At 60.9% G+C, this 19316-nt stretch carries 21 protein-coding genes and 2 tRNA genes; 9 read left to right on the top strand and 14 right to left on the bottom strand.

What is annotated here, in order from left to right; all coding sequences use genetic code 11:
* Nucleotides 1–158: 158 nt before the first annotated feature.
* Nucleotides 159–232 (bottom strand) — tRNA-Ala (locus tag JJE47_10715).
* 90 nt (nt 233–322) lie between these two features.
* Here JJE47_10715 and JJE47_10710 point away from each other — a divergent pair.
* Both JJE47_10710 and JJE47_10705 read left to right on the top strand, forming a co-directional pair.
* Nucleotides 323–1477 carry a thiolase family protein gene (locus JJE47_10710; protein MBK5267893.1) on the top strand — a complete coding sequence of 385 codons (1155 nt, stop codon included), beginning with the start codon at nt 323–325 and terminating at the stop codon, nt 1475–1477.
* 20 nt (nt 1478–1497) lie between these two features.
* Nucleotides 1498–1743, top strand: coding sequence for a hypothetical protein (locus JJE47_10705; protein ID MBK5267892.1), 246 nt, complete (start codon nt 1498–1500; stop codon nt 1741–1743).
* Nucleotides 1744–1778: 35 nt separating this feature from the next.
* Here JJE47_10705 and JJE47_10700 read toward each other — a convergent pair whose 3' ends face one another.
* A complete protein-coding gene (locus JJE47_10700; protein MBK5267891.1) occupies nt 1779–2006 on the bottom strand; it encodes a cell division protein CrgA in 228 nt (75 codons plus the stop codon).
* A 101-nt stretch (nt 2007–2107) separates the two neighbouring features.
* Here JJE47_10700 and JJE47_10695 point away from each other — a divergent pair, with 101 nt between their 5' ends.
* Nucleotides 2108–2671, top strand: coding sequence for an aminodeoxychorismate/anthranilate synthase component II (locus JJE47_10695; GenBank protein ID MBK5267890.1), 564 nt, complete (start codon nt 2108–2110; stop codon nt 2669–2671).
* 28 nt (nt 2672–2699) lie between these two features.
* Here the strand turns inward: JJE47_10695 and JJE47_10690 are convergent, their stop codons facing one another.
* The 7 genes from JJE47_10690 to JJE47_10660 are packed head-to-tail and all read right to left on the bottom strand — an operon-like array spanning nt 2700 to nt 9992.
* Nucleotides 2700–3521: an A/G-specific adenine glycosylase gene (locus JJE47_10690; GenBank protein MBK5267889.1), complete on the bottom strand. Its 822-nt coding sequence runs from the start codon at nt 3519–3521 to the stop codon at nt 2700–2702.
* The gene (gene pknB, locus JJE47_10685; GenBank protein ID MBK5267888.1) at nt 3521–5470 is read right to left on the bottom strand and encodes a Stk1 family PASTA domain-containing Ser/Thr kinase; all 1950 of its coding nucleotides are present in this window, start codon (nt 5468–5470) and stop codon (nt 3521–3523) included. Before pknB ends, JJE47_10690 begins: the two co-directional genes overlap by 1 nt.
* Before the next feature lie 20 nt (nt 5471–5490).
* A complete protein-coding gene (locus JJE47_10680) occupies nt 5491–6939 on the bottom strand; it encodes a penicillin-binding protein 2 (GenBank protein ID MBK5267887.1) in 1449 nt (482 codons plus the stop codon).
* Nucleotides 6936–8231, bottom strand: coding sequence for an FtsW/RodA/SpoVE family cell cycle protein (locus JJE47_10675; GenBank protein MBK5267886.1), 1296 nt, complete (start codon nt 8229–8231; stop codon nt 6936–6938). The genes JJE47_10680 and JJE47_10675 overlap by 4 nt, the downstream gene beginning before the upstream one ends.
* A complete protein-coding gene (locus JJE47_10670) occupies nt 8228–8935 on the bottom strand; it encodes a serine/threonine-protein phosphatase (GenBank protein ID MBK5267885.1) in 708 nt (235 codons plus the stop codon). Before JJE47_10670 ends, JJE47_10675 begins: the two co-directional genes overlap by 4 nt.
* Complete coding sequence (locus tag JJE47_10665; protein ID MBK5267884.1) at nt 8932–9345, bottom strand: FHA domain-containing protein; 414 nt, start codon at nt 9343–9345, stop codon at nt 8932–8934. Before JJE47_10665 ends, JJE47_10670 begins: the two co-directional genes overlap by 4 nt.
* A complete protein-coding gene (locus JJE47_10660; GenBank protein MBK5267883.1) occupies nt 9342–9992 on the bottom strand; it encodes an FHA domain-containing protein in 651 nt (216 codons plus the stop codon). The genes JJE47_10665 and JJE47_10660 overlap by 4 nt, the downstream gene beginning before the upstream one ends.
* 71 nt (nt 9993–10063) lie before the next feature.
* On the opposite strand from JJE47_10660, the gene JJE47_10655 reads away from it, so the two are divergent.
* The 4 genes from JJE47_10655 (at nt 10064) to JJE47_10640 (ending at nt 13263) form a co-directional block, all read left to right on the top strand.
* Nucleotides 10064–10147: transfer RNA gene (locus JJE47_10655), tRNA-Leu, on the top strand.
* A 169-nt stretch (nt 10148–10316) separates the two neighbouring features.
* Nucleotides 10317–11357, top strand: a complete 1041-nt coding sequence (locus JJE47_10650; GenBank protein ID MBK5267882.1) for a hypothetical protein — start codon at nt 10317–10319, stop codon at nt 11355–11357.
* 12 nt (nt 11358–11369) lie between these two features.
* Nucleotides 11370–12623, top strand: coding sequence for a serine--tRNA ligase (serS, locus tag JJE47_10645; GenBank protein ID MBK5267881.1), 1254 nt, complete (start codon nt 11370–11372; stop codon nt 12621–12623).
* Nucleotides 12595–13263, top strand: coding sequence for a class I SAM-dependent methyltransferase (locus tag JJE47_10640; protein MBK5267880.1), 669 nt, complete (start codon nt 12595–12597; stop codon nt 13261–13263). Before serS ends, JJE47_10640 begins: the two co-directional genes overlap by 29 nt.
* A 23-nt stretch (nt 13264–13286) precedes the next feature.
* Here JJE47_10640 and JJE47_10635 read toward each other — a convergent pair whose 3' ends face one another.
* Entirely contained in the window at nt 13287–13448 is a 162-nt protein-coding gene (locus tag JJE47_10635) for a hypothetical protein (protein ID MBK5267879.1), read from the bottom strand.
* Nucleotides 13449–13574: 126 nt separating this feature from the next.
* Here JJE47_10635 and JJE47_10630 point away from each other — a divergent pair, with 126 nt between their 5' ends.
* Nucleotides 13575–14117: a helix-turn-helix transcriptional regulator gene (locus JJE47_10630; protein ID MBK5267878.1), complete on the top strand. Its 543-nt coding sequence runs from the start codon at nt 13575–13577 to the stop codon at nt 14115–14117.
* Here the strand turns inward: JJE47_10630 and JJE47_10625 are convergent.
* Nucleotides 14114–15094, bottom strand: a complete 981-nt coding sequence (locus JJE47_10625; GenBank protein MBK5267877.1) for a multicopper oxidase domain-containing protein — start codon at nt 15092–15094, stop codon at nt 14114–14116. The genes JJE47_10630 and JJE47_10625 overlap by 4 nt on opposite strands.
* Before the next feature lie 31 nt (nt 15095–15125).
* Nucleotides 15126–17072, bottom strand: a complete 1947-nt coding sequence (locus tag JJE47_10620; GenBank protein ID MBK5267876.1) for a right-handed parallel beta-helix repeat-containing protein — start codon at nt 17070–17072, stop codon at nt 15126–15128.
* Between the two features lie 180 nt (nt 17073–17252).
* Here JJE47_10620 and JJE47_10615 point away from each other — a divergent pair, with 180 nt between their 5' ends.
* The gene (locus JJE47_10615) at nt 17253–18146 is read left to right on the top strand and encodes a GNAT family N-acetyltransferase (protein ID MBK5267875.1); all 894 of its coding nucleotides are present in this window, start codon (nt 17253–17255) and stop codon (nt 18144–18146) included.
* Between the two features lie 6 nt (nt 18147–18152).
* Here the strand turns inward: JJE47_10615 and JJE47_10610 are convergent, their stop codons facing one another.
* Together JJE47_10610 and JJE47_10605 are read right to left on the bottom strand one after the other, a co-directional pair.
* The gene (locus JJE47_10610; GenBank protein MBK5267874.1) at nt 18153–19052 is read right to left on the bottom strand and encodes an LLM class flavin-dependent oxidoreductase; all 900 of its coding nucleotides are present in this window, start codon (nt 19050–19052) and stop codon (nt 18153–18155) included.
* Nucleotides 19049–19316 (bottom strand): aminotransferase class III-fold pyridoxal phosphate-dependent enzyme (locus JJE47_10605; protein ID MBK5267873.1); only part of this gene is annotated, 268 nt, incomplete at its 5' end. The genes JJE47_10610 and JJE47_10605, both read right to left, overlap by 4 nt.

The raw sequence follows: 19316 nt of genomic DNA, 5'->3' as shown, positions 1-19316 counted from the left end.
GGGACCTCTTCCTTATCAGGGAAGCGCTCTAACCAAGCTGAGCTATAGGCCCGAAGGAGTGGGAATTGTATCAGGCCGATTCAGGTCCCAATCCAACGCCCTTCCGGGTTGAGTTGTATGTCAGTCAGTCAGTCCGTCCGCAGGGGATGGCCCGACCGTGGAGCTGAGGGGATTTGAACCCCTGACCCCCTGGTTGCAAACCAGGTGCTCTGCCAAGCTGAGCTACAGCCCCGGGGACGGGTAGTTTACGCCCAAAACGACAGCGACACGAACCGGATTCGGTGCTGGCGTGTACGCTGCCCAGGTCGACTTGGAGCCCCACTTGCCAGCAGCCGTAATCGTTGATGCGGTCCGAACCCCGATAGGTCGGCGCGATGGCCTTCTCGGGAAGCTACATGCCGTCGATCTGGCCGCCCGCCCGCTCGAATCGTTGGTAGCCAGGACCGGCATAGATCCTGGCTTGATCGAGGACGTCATCATGGGATGTGTCATGCAGACGGGCGAACAAGGACTCAACGTTGGTCGCAGTGCCGCGCTGGCTGCCGGCTTCCCTGACAGCGTGGCCGGGACCACCGTCGATCGGCAATGCGGATCCTCCCAGCAGGCGGCGCACTTTGCGGCGCAGGGCGTCATGGCGGGCGCCTATGACGTGGTAATCGCCGCCGGAGTGGAATCGATGACCAGAGTTCCCATGGGCGTCACGGCGTATCAGGGGCCGGGTCAACCGTTCGGACCCACCGTCAAAGATCGATACCAGTTGGTACCGCAGGGGATCTCAGCCGGGTTGATTGCCAGGGAGTGGTCGTTGACTCGTGAGCAGCTTGATTCGATCGCCTTTGATTCCCATCAGAGGGCCGCCCGGGCCACCAGCGAGGGCAGGTTTGTCGATCAAATGGTCCCGCTGGACGTTGGCCTTGCTACGGCAATGACCACCGACGAAGGGATTCGGGCCGAGATCAGTGCGGCTGAACTGGCTCGCCTTCGACCGGCGTTCGAAGAAGACGGTGTGGTGACGGCCGGGAATGTTTCGCAGATATCGGATGGGGCGGCCGCCGTGCTCATCATGAGCGAATCAAAGGCGGAGTCCCTCGGACTCGAACCCATGGCGCGTTTTCGGTCATTCTCTCTGGTGGGGGTCGATCCGGTGACGATGCTCACCGGCCCGATCCTGGCGACGGAGCGGGTTTTGAAAAGGGCCGGACTGTCGATTGATGACATCGACTTGGTTGAGGTAAATGAGGCGTTCGCCAGCGTGATCGGTGCCTGGTTGGCAGACACAGATCCCACCGGAGACCTCTGGAGTCGTACGAACGTCAACGGGGGAGCCATCGCCCTGGGGCACCCGCTGGGAGCGTCCGGAGCGCGACTGTTGACCACGCTCGTTCATGAACTCAAACGAACTGGCAAACGGTACGGACTTCAGACGATGAGCGAAGGCGGAGGCATGGCCAACGGCCTCATCATCGAACGTCTGTAACCCTGCCTACACTTTCGGACATGTTCTGGCAGGTTGTTATTGCGCTCGTGGCGGGCTGGTTGCTCTGGAAGGCGATGACGTCGATTATCCGGATGCTGGCCGACGCTCCTGACGAGCCAGACCCCGAAGACGTTTCTGAGACCGAAGTTCATTTCCGGTGTGCCGGATGTGGGACCGAGGTCATCATGACGGTTCAGTCAAATACCGAAGACGCCTATCCCCGACATTGTCGGGAACCCATGAACCCGATCTGGAGACCCGCCTGAGGACTACCTCCGCCCACCTATCGCAGGGGGGACAGCTAGTGCCAGTTGACCGTCATGATGAACCCGATGGCTATGGCGAGAAGACCGCCACGCAGCGACCACGGGCTCAGGCTGAAGATGTAGTAGGCCAGAACCGCCAGTACGCCGACCACCATCAGGCCGGTCATGGATATGACATACCACTTCGGTGATTCGACCTCGAGTTCCTTGGCGCGGGGAATCTGATGGACGACAGCTTTTTTACGACCTTTTGATTTCGGCATGGTCTAGGAGGATAGCCGCTCGACTGGCGACCTTCGGAGCGACGGACCAAACGTCGCCAGACGCTTGGTCACTGTGGGATCGCCAGTAGTCTGGCTGCCCTATGCGATGCCTTGTTGTCGATAACTACGACTCGTTCACCTACAACCTCGTCCAGTATCTCGGAGAGTTGGGTGCCGATCCGATCGTAATCCGCTCGGATGAGATGACGCCCGAACAGGCCCGCCAGTTCAAGGCGGATCGTCTCGTGATCTCCCCCGGCCCTGGACGCCCCGAACAAGCCGGCTATTCGATCGACTTCATCAAGACGCTGGGACGCGAGATGCCGACGCTCGGGGTCTGTCTCGGCCATCAGGCCATCGTGGTGGCCTTCGGTGGTCAGGTTGACCTGGCGCCTGAACCGAAACACGGGAAGACCTCTCAGATTCGCCACGACGGCGAAGCGGTGTTTTTCGGCCTGTCGCAACCGTTCACGGCCACCCGGTATCACTCGCTGGCCGTTTGTGAAATGCCAGACGAGTTGATGGCGACCGCCTGGAGCATCGAAGACGAAGTCATCCAGGGCATCCGCCACGTCGAGTTGCCGATTTATGGGGTGCAGTTCCATCCTGAGTCGATTCTCACGACGGAGGGCAAGGCGCTTTTGCAGAACTTTTTGGCGGGCTAGTCACCAGGCGACCGGTGCCACACGTCGACTACCGGGCTGGCGGCGCCGCTCCGACCACGACATATCCCGAATCGACCGACTCGAGAATTCCCTCCCGAACCAGCGCGGACAGGGCAGTCTCGACGCGATCTGGTTGGTGGCGGACGGTTGCCGCGACCAGATCGGCGGTTCGGGGTCTTCCGTCGAGCATCAGTTTCACGATCGTCCCGCGAGTCTGACGGAGCGAACCGTCGAAACCAGCTTGCCGGGGCGGCGGGACGTACACCGTCGGGTCGGCGCAGGAGTCCGAGACGGGGCAATCTTCGCAGCGCGGTACCGGTTTGCATATCAGAGCGCCCAAATCCATCACTGCCGAGTTCCAACGGGCCGCCTGGCCGGGCGGAACCATCGCAACGGCCTGTTCAGACAGTTCTGATCCCACCAGCGCCCGTCCGACCCATCGCGATAGAACGCGCTTCAAGTTTGTATCGATGGCCGGTACCTGTTCGCCGAACGCGAAGCACGCGACTGCGGCGGCCGTGTATGGCCCAACGCCGGGCAGTGCGCCAAGGTCAGTGCTCGTGTCAGGCCAACCCGACTCCACCACCACCCGGGCGGCAGCCTGCAGATTCAAGGCCCGACGGTTGTACCCGAGCCCCGACCACTCGGCGAGCACGTCGGCCGGCGGGGCTGACGCCATGGCCCGGGGGGTGGGAAACCTGGCGAGGAAGGAGTCGTAGCGGACGGCCACCCGATCGATCTGGGTCTGCTGGCTCATCACCTCGGAAACGAGGATGACCCAGGGGTCGTCGGTGTGTCGCCAGGGGAAATCGCGTCCGTGCCGTTCGTACCAGGCGAACAGCGCCTCCATTAGGGGACGGTGGTGGTCGGGGGTGTGGTCGGGGTCGTGGTGGTGGTCGTCGTCGAGGTCGTAGTTGTGCTGGTCGTCGTCGTGGTGGGGGCCACGGCCAGGATCACCGTGATCTTGGTGCCTTTGGGGAACAGGCCCCCGGCGTCGGGGGTCTGCTCGACAATCCGGCCGGCCAGGTCGGCGTTTTCGCGAGTTTCCTGGCTCACCACGACTTCGAAGCCCAGGCCTTCGGCGAGTTGTGTGGCGTCTTCGACCGTTCGGCCGATCAACGATGGAACTGCCTTGGTTTCAGGTCCAATGGAGACGATCAAAAGGATGGTGCTGCCGACTTTGATGTCCCCTGGGGCCGGGATGCTCGACACGATCAAACCCTCCTGGAGTTCATCGTCAAAGGCATCTTCCGATTCAACGACAAAGCCAAGGCCTTCGAGTTCAAGTTTCACCTCACGGAACGAGCGTCCGTGAAGGTCCGGGAGCGTATACAACTCGGGGCCTCCCGACACCACGAGATCGACCGCTGAGCCGACGGGAACCGGATCGCCCGCCTGAGGATTCTGTGAGATCACCTGGCCAAGCAGGATGTCCGGATCGGGCTGATTTGTGACAAAGCCGACAATCAACCCTCGGTCCGTCAAGCGTTGTTCGGCTTCGGCCTGGCTGATTCCGACCAGGATCGGTACCTGAGCTTGGTCCTGACCGTTCGAGATCACGATCTTGACGAGGCTTTGGGCTTCAACTTCGGTTTCGGCCGGCGGATCCGACTCGATCACGGTCCCGGCGACGACGATGGGGTCGGCCCGGCGCTCGACGTCCCATTTGAGGTCGGCGTCTTGGAGCAGGTTGACAGCTGTTGCTTCGGTGAGCCCGACCAGGGACGGCACTTTCACCAGGGTTGCCTGGTCGCCACCGCTGCCCCCGCCAATCACCTTGAAGAGCACGAACATCAGTGCTACGAGACTGAGCAGGAGCACCACCGAGGTGGCGATAAACGGACGGTTGTTGGCGGCGGTAGAGGCACTTGCCACCTGCCGATAGGTTTCGTCGGGGGGAACCGTGGGGGCGGGCATCTCGGTCAGGACCCGGGTGGGAGCGGCGGCCGAAGCCATCTGGGCAGCATTTGGCTTGGCTCCCTGGATGTAGAGCAAAAGGTCTTCGCGCATCTCCAAGGCAGTCTGATATCGAGCGTCAGGCACCTTGTCCATGGCCTTGACGACGATCGTCTCGATGTCCGGCGGCAAATGTGGGTTCCCAACCGAAGGAAGCCGAGCGGGTTCGGAGACATGCTGGTATGCGACCGAGACGGGCGAATCGCCGGTGAAGGGTGGTACGCCGGTGAGCATTTCGTACAGGACGACCCCGAGCGAATAGAGGTCCGATCGTTCGTCGAGTGGCTGTCCCTGGGCTTGTTCTGGAGAGAAGTACGTCGCCGTACCGATGACCGCCCCGGTTTTGGTCAGCTGCTGTGAGTCGTTCCAGGCGAGGGCTATGCCGAAGTCGGTCACTTTGGCGGTTCCATCGGGCGTCAGAAGAATGTTGGCCGGCTTGAGATCGCGGTGGACGAGGCCGGCCCGGTGAGCGACCGCCAGGGCGGCCGAGACTTCGGCGGCGATTTCGGCAGCCCGGCGTGGCATAAGCCCGGTTTCGTCATGAATCACATCTCGAAGGGTCTTGCCTTCGACGAGTTCCATTACGATGAAGTAGAGCGACCCCTCTTCGCCCCAGTCGAAAATGGACACGATGTTGGGATGCGAAAGATTGGCCGCAGACTGTGCCTCACGACGGAATCGGGCGATGAAGTTGTCGTCGGTGGCGAATTGGGGATGAAGAATCTTGATGGCGACCCTGCGCCCGAGCAGGGTATCGGTGGCCTCCCACACGTCGGCCATACCCCCGCGTGCCAGATGTCGGATGAGCTCATATCGGTTCGCTAGTCGGTTGCCCGGTTGCATCGGGTGGATTGTAGGGTCACTCAAGGCTTCAGCCACCGTTCCAGCGTTTGTTTGGCGATCGGCGCCGCGGTGCGGCCTCCCGATGCCTCGTCGCCCTGCACCCCTCCAAACTCGACGATGACAGCAATCGCGATCGTGGGTTGGTCGGCGGGAGCGAAACCGACGAACCACGCGTGAGGTGGCTGGCCGGGATTCTCAGCTGTCCCCGTTTTGCCGGCCACCCGTATGCCGTCAATCCGGGCGTTGGTCCCGGTCCCGGAATCGACGGTTTCCACCATAAGCTCGAGCAGGATTGCGGCGGTTGCCTCGTTCACGGCCCGCCGCCACACAGCCGGCTCGGTGGATGAGACGACCTTGCCGTCGCCGTCGACGATATCCGCCACGAGATACGGAACCATGATTTGTCCCCCATTGGCTATCCCGGCGGCCATGAGAGCCATGTGCAGCGGAGTGACCCGGACGTCTCGCTGTCCGATGGCCGATTGGGCAAGAGCGGGAAGGTCTTCCGAGAGGTCTACCGGTGAAAAGTTTGACGGTATGACTGGAAATGTGAAGGGGATTTCGGCGCCAAATCCGAAATTCTCTGCCTGTGACTTGAGGGCGTCGGCCCCAATTTCCATCGCTGCTTGAGCGAACGTCGTGTTACAGGAGGAGATAAACCCGCGCCCCAGCGTCACTTCGCTTCCGGAACCGCAGGGTCTTCCGTTGGCGTTGGAAATGGTTGACTCGGATCCGGGGAGAGCGAGCGAAGCCGGGTTGGCGAACGTGGAGTCGACGGTCATCTCGCCGAACTCAAGGGCGGCTGCCGCGGTAATGATCTTGAATATCGACCCTGGCGGGTAGAGCTCGTTTACGACCCGGTCCCGCAACGGTTCGTCTGGGTCGGCGTCGAGGGCATCGCCGGCAGGACCGGCGGTCGCGCCGACGAGCACGGATGGGTCGAACCCGGGAGATGACACATAGGCGAGGATGGCACCGGTCGAAGGGTCTAAGGCGACCACGGCGCCGATTTGTCCGGCCAACGCCTCGCTGGCTGCCCGTTGCAGGGCGACGTCGATTGTCAACCGTATGTTTTCGGGATGGAGGTCATTGCCGAGGACACCGGCAATCACGTTGGAAATCGTCAAATCTTGTTTGCTTCTCAAATCATTGGCATACGCCTGTTCGAGCCCGCGATCTCCAAACAAGAGCGATGAGAAGCCCACCGGATGGCCGAGAAGCCCTCCGAATGGGTAGGTCCGCACAAAGGTACCGGCGCCGGCCTGGGCCTCCGAGGTGGCAAGCACGACGTCATTTCGGTCGAGGATCAGACCCCGCTCGCGTTCGGATCGGGCGAGCTGCACCCTGGCGTTACGGGGATCGTCCCGGTATCGGTCGGTCGCCAACGCCTGGATGTAGGTGACGTTGACAAGCAGCAAGCAGAAACCGATCAGGAGGGCGAGCGTGAGGCGGCGAATCGGGCTGTTCATACCCGCTCCTCATGGGAAACCTGGACGAGAAGGGCGACCAACACGAAGTTCGACACCAGTGAAGAACCGCCGTATGACATGAAAGGCAACGTGATGCCGGTGAGGGGGAAGAGACGGACGATGCCACCGATGATGAGCAAAGACTGGAGGCCGAACGAGAAGGTCAGACCGGCCGCCAGGAGCTTTCTGAACAAATCACGGCTGCGCAGCGCGATCCCCATGCCGACGCTAACCATCAACGCGTATATGGCCAGGATGAGAACCGAGCCGACCAGGCCTAGCTCCTCGCCGACCGCCGCGAAAATGAAGTCGGTTGGGGCAAACGCAATGAGCGACGGACGACCTAGCCCGAGACCGGTTCCCGAAAGGCTCCCGGAAGCCATCGCGAAGATGCCGTTTGATATCTGGTAGCCGGTTGTTTCGTAGTGCTCGAAGGGTACGAGCCACGCCTCGAGGCGGGTTTGGACGTGCGTGAAGGCGCTCCAGGCAGCTACCGACCCCAGGGCGAACAGCCCTCCGCCGACCACCAGGTAGGTGTTGCGGGCGGTGGCCACATACATCATGGCGATGAAGGTCGAGAAGAGTAGGAGCGAAGCGCCGAGATCGCGCTGATAGATCATCACCCCGAAGCTGGCAAACCAGGCCACGAGTATGGGGATCATTTGGCGCGGCTCGGGTAGCTCGAAGGGACCGAATTTGCGAGTCCGCATGGCCAGTGCCTCGTGGCGCTCGGCCAGGAACGAGGCCAGAAAGCCGACGATGAGAAGTTTCACAATTTCTCCAGGTTGGAAGCGCATCTGGATCACCCCCAGGTCGATTGACACCCAGAGTCGGGACCCGTTGACGGCGAGACCGCGTAGGGGGAGAGGCCATCGCTGAGGGAGGAGTGGAAGGACGAGCAAACCGAGGGCAGAGAGGAGCATGATGTACCGGTAGCGCCGGAGAAGCTGCGTTCCACCCGACGAGAGTCCCCACAGGGTAAGGATTCCCAGGCCTGCCCCGATGAGAAGCCACCACTTTTGCAGCGATGCCATGGCCGGATTGAGCCGATAGATTTCAGACAGGCCGACCGCCGTAAGTAGTGCTGCCAGCGGAATGAGATATGGCGACCCGTTTGGAGCCCATCTGCGAACCGCCGCGTGAAGCGCGCCGAACGCGGTGATCATGACAAAGAACGTCAACGCTACGTCGTCGCCAATCGCCTGCCGGCCGGCGATGTTCACGAGGGCAACCCCGAACGCGCCGAGCATGGCGGCTGCCAGAATCAATGCGCCTTCGGCGGTACGGCTCACGTCTGGAAGTCGACTACCGCCACCGTGATGTTGTCATGGCCGCCTGCCTGATTGGCGGCCTCGATCAGCGACCACACGACTTGGTGCAGCGACTCGGTGGTGGCAAGGGAGAGGATGATGTCGTTATCGATCATGTTTGACAATCCGTCGGAACAGAGAATCAAACGGTCCCCACCCTCCAATCGTTCCTCGAGTTCGTCGGGGATCAATGCGTACGTAAGACCGGCTGCCCTGGTGAGCACGCTCCGCTGGGGATGGCTGACGGCTTCTTCGGCAGTGATTTTGCCAGCGGCTTGTAGTTCGGCGACCAGCGTGTGGTCCTCGGTCAATTGATACAGGGCGCCGTTTCTCAAAAGGTATATCCGAGAGTCCCCGACGTGGCCGATGACGGCCCGCCCGTCCGGGTGAATCTCGGCCAGGCTGATCGTCGTGCCCATGCCGCGAAGGGATATGTCGTCCTCGGTAGCGGCAATGACGGCGTCGTTGCCGGCTAGAACCCGATGCCCGGGCGATCCATCTGCCGCGACTGCCGCAGCCAGCGCCAGTCGGCTGGCAATTTCTCCGGCCACATGACCGCCCATGCCGTCGGCTACCCCAACCAGCAACGAATCCGAGGTCGTCCCGTCTTCGGGGGGGTAGACGCTGTCTTCGTTGTGATCGCGGACTCGCCCCTGGTGGGTGCCCGTTGCCCAGGTCAACGTCATCGGACCTCCATGACCGTTTTGCCTACTTGAACTGCGTCACCCTTGCTGAGGCCGACCGGAGTTGCGATTCGCCGTCCATTGACATAGGTGCCGTTCGTGGATCCTAGATCCTGGATCACCAGGGCACCATCGATCGAAGAAAAGCGCATGTGGAACTCAGACGCATAGGAATCGTCGAGGAACACATCGGCCTGGTCCGACCTGCCAACCACTACGACGTCTTCAACCGTGAAATCGAGGCCCGACTGGTTCTCTGATCGTACAAAAACTATCTCCGATCCGGCCTTGATCCGCTTGCGGCGTTCGAACCCGCCGAGATGGGATCCGATCGCCCTGGCGATCTGCCATACGAAAAGGAACAGCAGCGCGATGAAGATCAGCTTGAGGAGCGCGAGTATGAACTCGGTCATGCAATGAGACGAAGGGTGTAGGCGCTCGGACCGAACGATACGACCGATCCGTCGGCCACCAGAGTCGTTTGGGTGATGGGGGTCCCGTTGACGCTGGTCCCGTTTGACGAATGCAGATCCTCGACCCACACGCCGGACCCGTCTCGCCAGAAACGGGCATGGTTTCTGGACACGGAGCTCTGGCTGATTCGAACATCGCAGTCTTCGGACCGTCCGACCAGAAGCCGGTTGAAACGTAGTTCAAATACTCCATCGCTCCCGGTGAGTCTGGCCCACGACTTCAGATCACCGGGGACCGTCGAGACCGTGCAGGTGATTCCTGAGCTGAGATTGGGATCCTCGATCAGCTTGACACGCACGGGCCCGGCCAGTCGCCAGCCGCGCTCGATCGCCATGTCTTCGGCCGCCCTGGCAAGTTCTTGAAGGTATCGGCCGGGAAGTTCGTCGGTCAGCAAATCGGGCGCGATGCGAATCTCGAATTCGTTGGGCGCTTCCGGTCCGGCCGGGCCCTGGGTAACTGCCAGGTCGGCTTCCCGGATCATTCGGGATGCCAACTCAACCGGGTGCAGTTGACCCTTGAACATTTTGCCCGCCAGACCTTCCATGGCGTTCTCAAGTCGTTTTTCGATATGGCGCACAAGATTCACGTCCCTGAGTGTATCCGCTACCAAACCCATACCTTGTCCTGTGCGGGCCGTGGTATCTTGTAATTCCACTCGGGCGAGTGGCGGAATTGGCAGACGCGCAGGCTTCAGGTGCCTGTGAGCTTAGGCTCGTGGGGGTTCAAGTCCCCCTTCGCCCACGGTCGGCCGCTTGAGCGGCCGCTGATTGTACGCGGCTCTGTCGCGCGGTTTGCAACCTCTTGTACGACTCCGCCTTGCCGTCAATCGGACAAATAAGCGATGGCGGTACGGATACGAACTGTCACCACACGGAGCGGTCTAATGTTCTGCTCCCCTTAATAGGAACGCATGTTTCCCGAACCACGTGGCCGGCGCCGCCGCCGTAAGCTGATTCTTCCCGTGCTCCTGTCGGGGGCTATTGCCATCTCGTTGCTGCTTGGCTCGTTGGGGACCGGCAAGGTGGCCTCCCGGGACTTCTATGACATCGTCACCGAGGTTACGCTCGACCTCCGATCAGATGCTGACAGCTTTTTCGAGTTGGCCACCGGGCCGCTTCTCATGGGACGCGATGAGTACGTGGCTGCCATCGAGCAAGTCGAGGACTCACTGACCACGGCTCTCGAAATGGTGCCGCCGCCGGAAGACTTGCCTGCCGAGGTGCGTGGGACCCGCCGGCTGGCCGTGACCACCTTTGAACGTTGGCAGGCGGGGGTGACGTCGTTCAAAGAAGCGACCCTCAAGGTTGTCGACCTTCCGACCGCGGGACTGGGCGACGCCGAGTTGGCAGCAGCCGTTTCCGAGTTACGGGTAGCCGACGAGCTGTATCGAATCCTGATCCAGGAGCTCGACGCGGTGCGACTCGAGTTGGAGATCCCAGAAACCCAGATGCCGGACGTTCGCTTCGTACCGGTTGACTCGGTGACGACCGGCTTCATCATGAGCCTGAGCGAGCGCCTTCGATCCTCGGAAGTATTGACCGGCCAGCGAGCCCTTGAGATCAGCAACCTGATAACCGACCCTGCTCCGATGGGCGGTAGTGAAGGCTTTGACGCTGACCGACTCCCGTACACGGAGACCGTTACCGTCCAGGTGGTGGTCTTTAACGGCGGCAACCTACCCGAGAACAACTTGACGATCGCCCTGACCATGCAAGACGCCAGTTCTGGCGAGCCAATACAGAGATCGGAAACGATTGATCTCCTCGAAGCCAACGCCCAGGGGGCGGTCAGTTTTGTCGACCTGCCAGTCGAAGGGGGCCAGCGGTATCTCATCTCCGTACGGGCCGTCACGGAGGTGATCGACGTCGACGCTCCGGGCGCGGAAACCCTGGAGATCTTTATCAGTCAGGATGCGCAAATTCCCGACAGCACGACCACAACGACCCCCTAGGATCAAACCGCGATGATTGACATCAACCTGCTCCGCGAACGACCCGACGAACTGAGGGCCAGCCTGACCAGGCGGGGCGCCGAGATCGACGTTGGTCGACTTGTCGAGCTTGATGCCTCGCTGCGCCTGATCCGGAGGGGCGCCGAGGAGGCCAGGGCCGACCAGAAGATTATTGGCAAAGAGATCGCAACCCTCTCCGCCGAAGAGCGACCAGCTGCCGTCGAGCGGGCCGCGGTCCTTGCCGACGAGTACAAACGATTGTCGGCGAATGCCGACGAACTCCAAGCTGAGTTTGATGCCTTGTGGGTCACCGTTCCCAACCTTGCTCACGAATCGGTCCCCACGGGTGAAACCGACGCCGACAACGTCGAAATCAAGCAATGGGGGGTTCCGCGGGAATTCGACTTTGAGGTTCGAGACCACCAGGAGATCGGAGAGGCCCTGGGGATCATCGACGTCGTGGCCGGGGCCAAGGTGTCTGGTTCGCGCTTCGCGTATCTGAAGGGCCAGGCAGTGATGCTTGAACTCGGGCTCGTCAGATGGGCGCTTGAGCTGTTGTCCGGTGAGGGATTCACTCCGGTGATTCCTCCCGTGCTTGTCAGGGAGGAGGCCCTGTTTGGAACGGGGTTTTTCCCGGCCGACCGCGAGCAAGTGTATTCGCTTGGTGATGATGATCTTTACCTGGTCGGTACGGCCGAAGTGCCTCTGGCCGCCCTGCATGCAGACGAGATCCTGACCGGTGAGCTGCCGATTCGATACGCGGGATTCTCGACCTGTTTCCGGCGCGAGGCAGGTACCTATGGGAAGGACACTCGGGGAATCTTCCGGGTCCATCAGTTCGACAAGGTCGAGATGTTTTCGTTCTGTCATCCAGACACATCCTGGGACGAACACGAGTTCCTCTTTGGAATGGAGGAGCGGATCGTCCAAGCCCTTGAGTTGCCATACCGGGTGATGAACGTGGCCGCCGGCGATCTGGGATCGAGTGCTGCCAAGAAGTACGACATCGAAGCATGGATTCCCTCACAAAATGCCTATCGGGAAATTACCTCCTGTTCGAACACGACCGATTATCAAGCCCGACGGCTCAAGATACGGATGAAAGACGACTCCGGTAACCGGACGATTCACACCCTCAACGGCACGGCGGTGGCGGTCGGTCGAACCATTCTGGCCATCATCGAGAATCACCAACAGTCCGATGGTACGGTGCTGCTCCCGGAGGCGATCCGGCCGTATGTCGGGTTCGACGTACTCGGCGCCTGATCGAGTGGCACTTCCCCGTAATTCCGACGGCGTCTTCACCGACATTGCCGGTACGTATGATTTCATCAACAAGGTGCTCTCGTTCGGTCAGGAACAGAATTGGCGTCGTCGGGCTATTGCCGAACTGCCCAGGGGACGCCTGCTCGACCTCGGGACGGGTACGGGCGCAGCTCTCCCGGTCCTGGCCGGGTTTGAGGTCGTCGGCCTTGATCCGGAGTTCGAGATGTTGAAGATCAATCCGATGGACGAAAAGGTCGTTGGATACGGCGAATCGCTTCCGTTTCCTGACGACTCATTTGATGCAGTGTTCTCTGCGTACGTGTTCCGCAACCTCACCTCGGTGGCAGACACGCTGGCCGAGATCGAACGGGTCCTCAAGCCCGGAGGTAAAGCGGTGATCGTCGACCTAGGCCGCCCGAAGAGCCGGTTTCTTGCCGGGTTGCATCGGGCTGGCTCTGCGGTCGTCCTGCCAATGATCGGAGCAGCGGTGGGAGGGCGCGAGTCCTACCGGTACCTACACCGTTCGCTCGACAAGTTGGCGCCACCCGAAGAGCTGTACGCTGACGCCCCGCTCCGGGTTGACAAATTGTGGCGTATGGGACCCTTGGGGTTCGTCTACGGGATCGTGCTCGCCAAATAGCCCGTTAAGGCTCTATTGGTTGGCTACTTCTTGGCAGCCGGCTTCTTGGCAGCGCTCGCCCTGCCAACGTTCTTTTTGGCTGAAGCGTCGTGCTGAGTCACGAGGTTGGCCCCCTTGTAGGCTCGCCCTGCCTTGTGGCTTGGGGTTCCCGGGTGCTCCTGGCGCTGTCGGGTTGGTTTGTGCATGCGAATGGTCTTTCTGGGCGATGTGAGGCTGTGGTCCACCGGATGGGGTCGTCCTTTGACGGCGGTCCGGAGGATGAATAATCTAGGGTCTGTACTGTACGATCGTCAAGTGAGTATGTTGAAAACGTGAACCGCCGCGACGAACTCCTCAATGCCGCACTCCGACTGTTCGCCGAGAAGGGCTTCGATGGGGTCTCCGTCGCCGACCTGGTTGCCGAGGTCGGCATGAGTAAAGCTGCCTTCGGCTACCACCTCGAATCAAAGGATGAGTTACTGATAGAGCTGGTTGACCCGCTTCTCAGTCGCCTTGAGCGAGTGGTGGCTGCCTACCCCCGCCATCCCGGTTTTCCTGACCAACTTGAGCTCATGTTGGCCGACTATCTCGATGCCATGCTCGAACATCGCGACATCGTTGTCTGGGTCGATGGTGACAAGGCCGTGTCCAGTCACCCGCTCGTTGGAAAGCGACTTCGGGCCTCCAACCAGGCCATGCGCCATGCGATTCGCGGGAACCGGCGTTCGTCGGTCGGCCGGGTGTTGGCGGCTTCGGCGCTTGGCATGATCTGGCGCCCCATACGGAACCTCACGGACGTCGACGTCGAGAACCAAAAAGCCGCCCTGTTGGCCGCGGTCATGTCGGTGGCCGAGCGGGCCAGGGAAGCTGGTTAGATCGCAGCGAACCATCCCATGGCTCCGGCTCCGGCCATGTGGTGCTGATGGGGGTGAAACATGTACCTCCCCAATTCGGGCAGTGCGAACTCAACAATGGCCCGTTCTCCTTGGCCGAGAGTGATCGTGTCTGTATGGCCGGTCGGGTTCAGGCCGGTCCCGGTAGGAAACACGTCGAACGTCTGAGCGTGCAGGTGAAACGAGCCGACCGGGTCGTACTCGGTCATGTTCACAACGTACACCCGGACCGGATCTCCAACCGGGACCTTGATGGGATATCTGGCGAAGTATCCCGCTACGCCGTTCCAGGTGTAGATCTCGTTGCGTCCGTCTTCGTCAACGTCCCAGCCAGACAGCAAGAGCACGAACTCGTGAGCGGGCGGACGTCCACCAATCGGATCAACGATCATGGTCCCGTACAGTCCCTTGGCTACGTGCTTGGCGAGCGGCATGGTGTGGCAGTGATAGGGATGAACTCCCGCTGGGCAGGCTTTGATCTCGTAGGTGAATTGACCGCCGGGGGGGATGGGTTCCCAGCCATCCATCGAAGGGGAGTGACGCCCGTGCAGGTGCAAGTTATGGTTGTGATCCGTCTGGTTATGAACGGTGATCTCGAGCAGATCGCCTTCGGTTGCCCGGATTATGGGCCCGGGTGCTGAGCCATCAAACGTCCATTGGTTAATGCTCTGGCCCGCCGCCACTTCGTTGCGGCTCTCTACGACCGAGAGCGTGATCTGTTGTGAGCCGGTGCGAGCAGGAGGGGGGATGGTGACGTCGACGAGCGCCGAAGCATCGAGACTCTCAGGTGGATCAAATTCGCCCGTATATCCAGGGCCGGTGGCGTCAGATCCATAGAACGCCGAGCGGGGGGAGTCGGAGGAGGCCAGGGCTGGTTCGCGGAGTGAGCCACCGAGAAAACCGGCGCCGAGGGCCGCACCTCCGAGGCCGACGGTGCGGAGCGCGTCCCGGCGGGTCAACCCGTGCTCGTCGGGGGATGGTTTGGTCACGTCAGACGATGCCGCCAACCAGCGCTCCGACTCCGAGGAGCACCAGGTATGAACCCAGACCACCTAGCGCGATCGAATACCGTTTCCACCGAGGCAATGAGCTGCCAAATAGGAAGTAGGCAAGGACGCCAACAAACGGAATGAGCAGTTGGACCAGAATCCAACCGATGGTGGCACCCTTCGACCGTTCATCCGACTTGGTGAGATCCCATAGACCCAGGGCCAGCAGCGCGGCAAAAAGCATGAAGGGCATGAGGTAGGCCCACAACCCGAAGAATATGGACCAGGCGCCCATTGCCAATGAGAGTCCGAACACGGTGATCCCTTTCTGTTGAGTAATAGTGGCGCCGTCCGGAAGGCCCGGCACCGTCAGAGATTGCAGATCGAGTGGATAGGAAGCAAAAACGTTGACCGCCGGTCGGACGGGTGCATCGGGCCCACCAGGCATTTGGTCTTGGGGCGCGGGAAGGGGGGTAGACCCGACCGGTGCGTCTGGCCGGGATCCTGTTCCGTTTTGAGCGACCCTGCCAAGCGGTTCCAACGCTCCCATGAGCTCATACAGAACCGGCAGGCGGAGACCATCGCAGGGCTGACTCAACTCCAGGCCGACCGGTAGCGAGGTCGAGTAAGTGTTACCTTCGAAGCAGTTCCCTGCGTCGGCTAGTCCAGCGAGGGCCAGATCAGCTCGGCCGCTTCCTTCGATGACGTTGTCCCGGACGATGTTGCCGCTTGAAAACCAGAACTTCTTATCGAGGTTTGGTGATATGACGATTCCATTTCCAAGATGGTTGACGATCCGATTCCGCTCGATGAGCGACGTGTTCCCCCCGGCCAGGATGATGCCATTGCCAAAAGAGGGCCAGGTGGCGTTTTTGAATGGAACGTCGGTTCGGCTGTTGTCGTGGATGAGATTTCCGACGATCGTGACGTCGTGGAATGGGGCGAGTTTTTCACCGTCGAGCGTGTTGGGTACCAGGCCGGCGCCGTTGTGTCGCCATATCGAATTGATGAGATACATCTCGGTTGAGGCGTTCGTCCCCGAATATCCCATGCCGTTGTACTCGGAGATGACGTTGGTGACGATGGCGTTGCACGGGTCGCATTGGCCAACGTAGAACCCCGAGTCGGGAGCTCCCGTCCCGAGCGAGTACTCGATGAGTCCGTCAGATGAGTCGAATGCGTAGATCCCGTAATTACCGGCATATATGGTTGTGAGATAGGACCCGCGAAAGCCCGTCACACCCGTCCAGAAGACACCGTTACCAACCGGGTTGATAACGGTCAGGTTTTCGACGGCTACCCCGTCGGCGGTGATCAAAATGCCATTTGACCTGACCCCTTCGCCGTCGATGATGGTGTTATTGCGGTCCTCGCCCCTGATGACCAGATTCTCGGTCGTGACGGCTACCTCCTCACGGTAGGTGCCAGGGGCGATCAAGATGAGGTCGCCCTGGCCGGCCGCGTCAACCGCTGACTGGATGGTCGGATAGTCGGCGGGAACATGACGGGTCGTACCCGAGAAATCCGTAGGGGGGTGATCTGGTTCGGAAGTAGCGGTCTGGATCGGCGCGGGCGCTCCCGGTTCCTTCACGACCAACGTGGCCACCATGCCCACTCCGTTTGCCGAGTGGAAGGAGCAGATGAACAGATACTCGCCAGGCTCTGCAAACGTTATTTCGGTCGAGTCGCCGGGACCCATGATGAGGCTTCCTAAGCTGTCCAACGTCGACCATGCTCCCCCCGAATCGGAGGCGTTGTGAATATTTCGGCCTTCGTTGACAAAGGTCACCGTAGTACCGACGTCGACCACGTATAGGTCGCGGTCAAAGACGTTGTCACGCATGAATACCGTCGTCTCCGGATCGAACCCGGAGGCTGCACCATTACCCGAACACGCCGCCAGGACGGCAAGAGCGAGTGATCCCACAAGCCACCATATACGCTTCACCATCGGCACACTAGCGGCCGTAATCGGGGGGCCGGGGGCCACAGCGGTTGGTAGGTTTTTGTAATGCGGATAGCTCTACCCCCTATTGCGGACGCAGTTTGGCGTCCTCTGCAACGAACAGACGCTGCGTGGTGCACACAACTGTGGAACGCATGTTTCGAGGTCGACGGTGGTTACCGGATGGTCGAACAGGAGTGGGTTCAGGAGTTGGAAGATACCGATGACAATCCTCCCGAGGATGGGATGATCGCGGTGAGTCGCGACGGGACACCTGTGGCTATTGCCTTTGTCCAGATCCCACCGGCAACCGATCTATGGCGGGCAACCGGATGGGGGGCGGTCCACCCTGATTACCGGGGAGCGGGGATCGGCCGGGCAATTCTGGCCTGGCGGGAGGCCAGGGCGACCGAGCGGTCTCTGGCTGTTCGAGCTGACGTTCCCAAATTCCTATGGGAGACGTTGTATGACCGTCAGTCCGGTCCGGTCTTGTTCCTGACCGAAAATGGGTACCGCCCGGTCCGACATTGGTTCGAGATGGTTCGCGACCTCTCCCTGCCGATCGACCCGGCCCCGCTCGGTTCGGGCTTGGAGTTGATCCGGTATGGGCCCGAACTGTCCGAAGCGGTTCGGGAAGCCAACAACGATGCTTTTCGAGATCACTGGGGATCTCAACCGATCGCCCGGGAGCGTTGGGAGCGCCACTACGTGGGTGGTGAGTCGTTCCGCCCGGACCTGTCGGCGGTGGTCGTCGATGGGGCAAAGGTGGTCGGCCTTCTCGTGGCTGGTTGTTTCCCCCATGATTTCGAGGACAAAGGACGCACCGAGGTATGGGCGGAGATCATCGGTACCCGCCGCGAGTATCGGGCCAGGGGGATCGCCTCGGCCCTGATCGTCGAATGGATGCGAATAGTTGTAGAGGCAGGATACGAATACGCCGTCCTCGGCGTTGATGCGGCCTCAGAGACCGGAGCCCTTGGCCTGTACGAGCGGCATGGGTTCACCCTTGACACCTCTTCGACGAGTTACGCCAAACCGCTCGAAGGGACCGATTGGTCGGCCCTTGACCATCGGTGAAGATGGTTACCGGGTCCGGAAAGCTTCAAGCACTGCGGCGGCTTGAGTCACCGACTCGAGGGTGATCGGGTCCAGAACCAGTTGTACGTGGCTGATGCCGGCGGCTTCCCATTGATGAAGCCAGTCAGCAAGTTCAGCCGGAGACCCCGTGAGGGGGTGGGCGGAGAACTGCGGCTCTGCTTGCATGCGGCCCTCGCCACCGGGGAATTGCATCAGGATCGCCGTGGTCATTTCCACATCGGCTGGATGACGACCCGCTTCACTAAGAGCGGTATGAACATCTTCGAGCAAGGGAGGGAGGCCATCGGGTCGGTTGCCATACCAGGCGTACCAGGCGTTCCACATCGACATGTGTGGGGCGGTTATTCGCAGAACGCGTCGGCCGATGGATCCAATCAATAGCGGCAGAGAAGCCGTCGGTCCGGGAGGAAGAAGGATGCAGCGCTCGACATCGTAGAAGTCCGAATGGTGAGTTACCTCCTCACCTGCCAGGAGCCGGCGGATAATCTCGAATGCAGCTTCGAAACGACTGGCCCTACGGTCGTAGGGAAATCCGAAAGCCTCGTATTCGGTTTCGTTCCACCCGGCTCCCAGACCCAGGATAAAGCGACCCTGGGAGATTTCGTCGAGAGTGGATGCCTTTTTGGCGAGCATTGCCGGGGCGTGGAACGAAGTGGCTGCCACCAGCGGTCCGATTTCCACTCGTTCGGTGATGGCCGCCACTGCTGCCATTTGTGACCAGGCCTCCCACGGCCCGTGGGCCCCCCGCTCGTTGGTGCGGTAGAGCAAATGGTCGCCAACCCAGATCGAATCAAATCCGGCATCCTCGATCGATTTGCTCATTGTGGCCAGTTCCGGCCAGCGGACTTCGCGTTCTACCTCGGGAAGCTGAATGCCGACCTTCATCGGACGAGCGCCTGGGCGGCCACGATCGACTCGCGAAGAATGGCCACGATCTCATCAAGTTCGGACTCGGAGATCGTCAACGCAGGGGACATGACGTTGAGGTTTCCGATCGGGCGGACGATCAACCCCCGCTTCTGAGCTTCGCTCGCCACCAACTTGCCGATGTCGATTCCGTCCGGGAATCCTGCCTTGGTGGCCTTGTCGGCCACGAACTCGACACAGGTCATGAGGTGAGAGCCCCGCACGTCACCAACGATAGCCAGG

The organism is Acidimicrobiia bacterium (assembly GCA_016650365.1).
Lineage (GTDB): Bacteria > Actinomycetota > Acidimicrobiia > Spongiisociales > JAENVV01 > JAENVV01.
The sequence above is the reverse complement of the archived record's forward strand: the minus strand, read 5'-3'. Positions and strand labels throughout refer to the sequence as shown.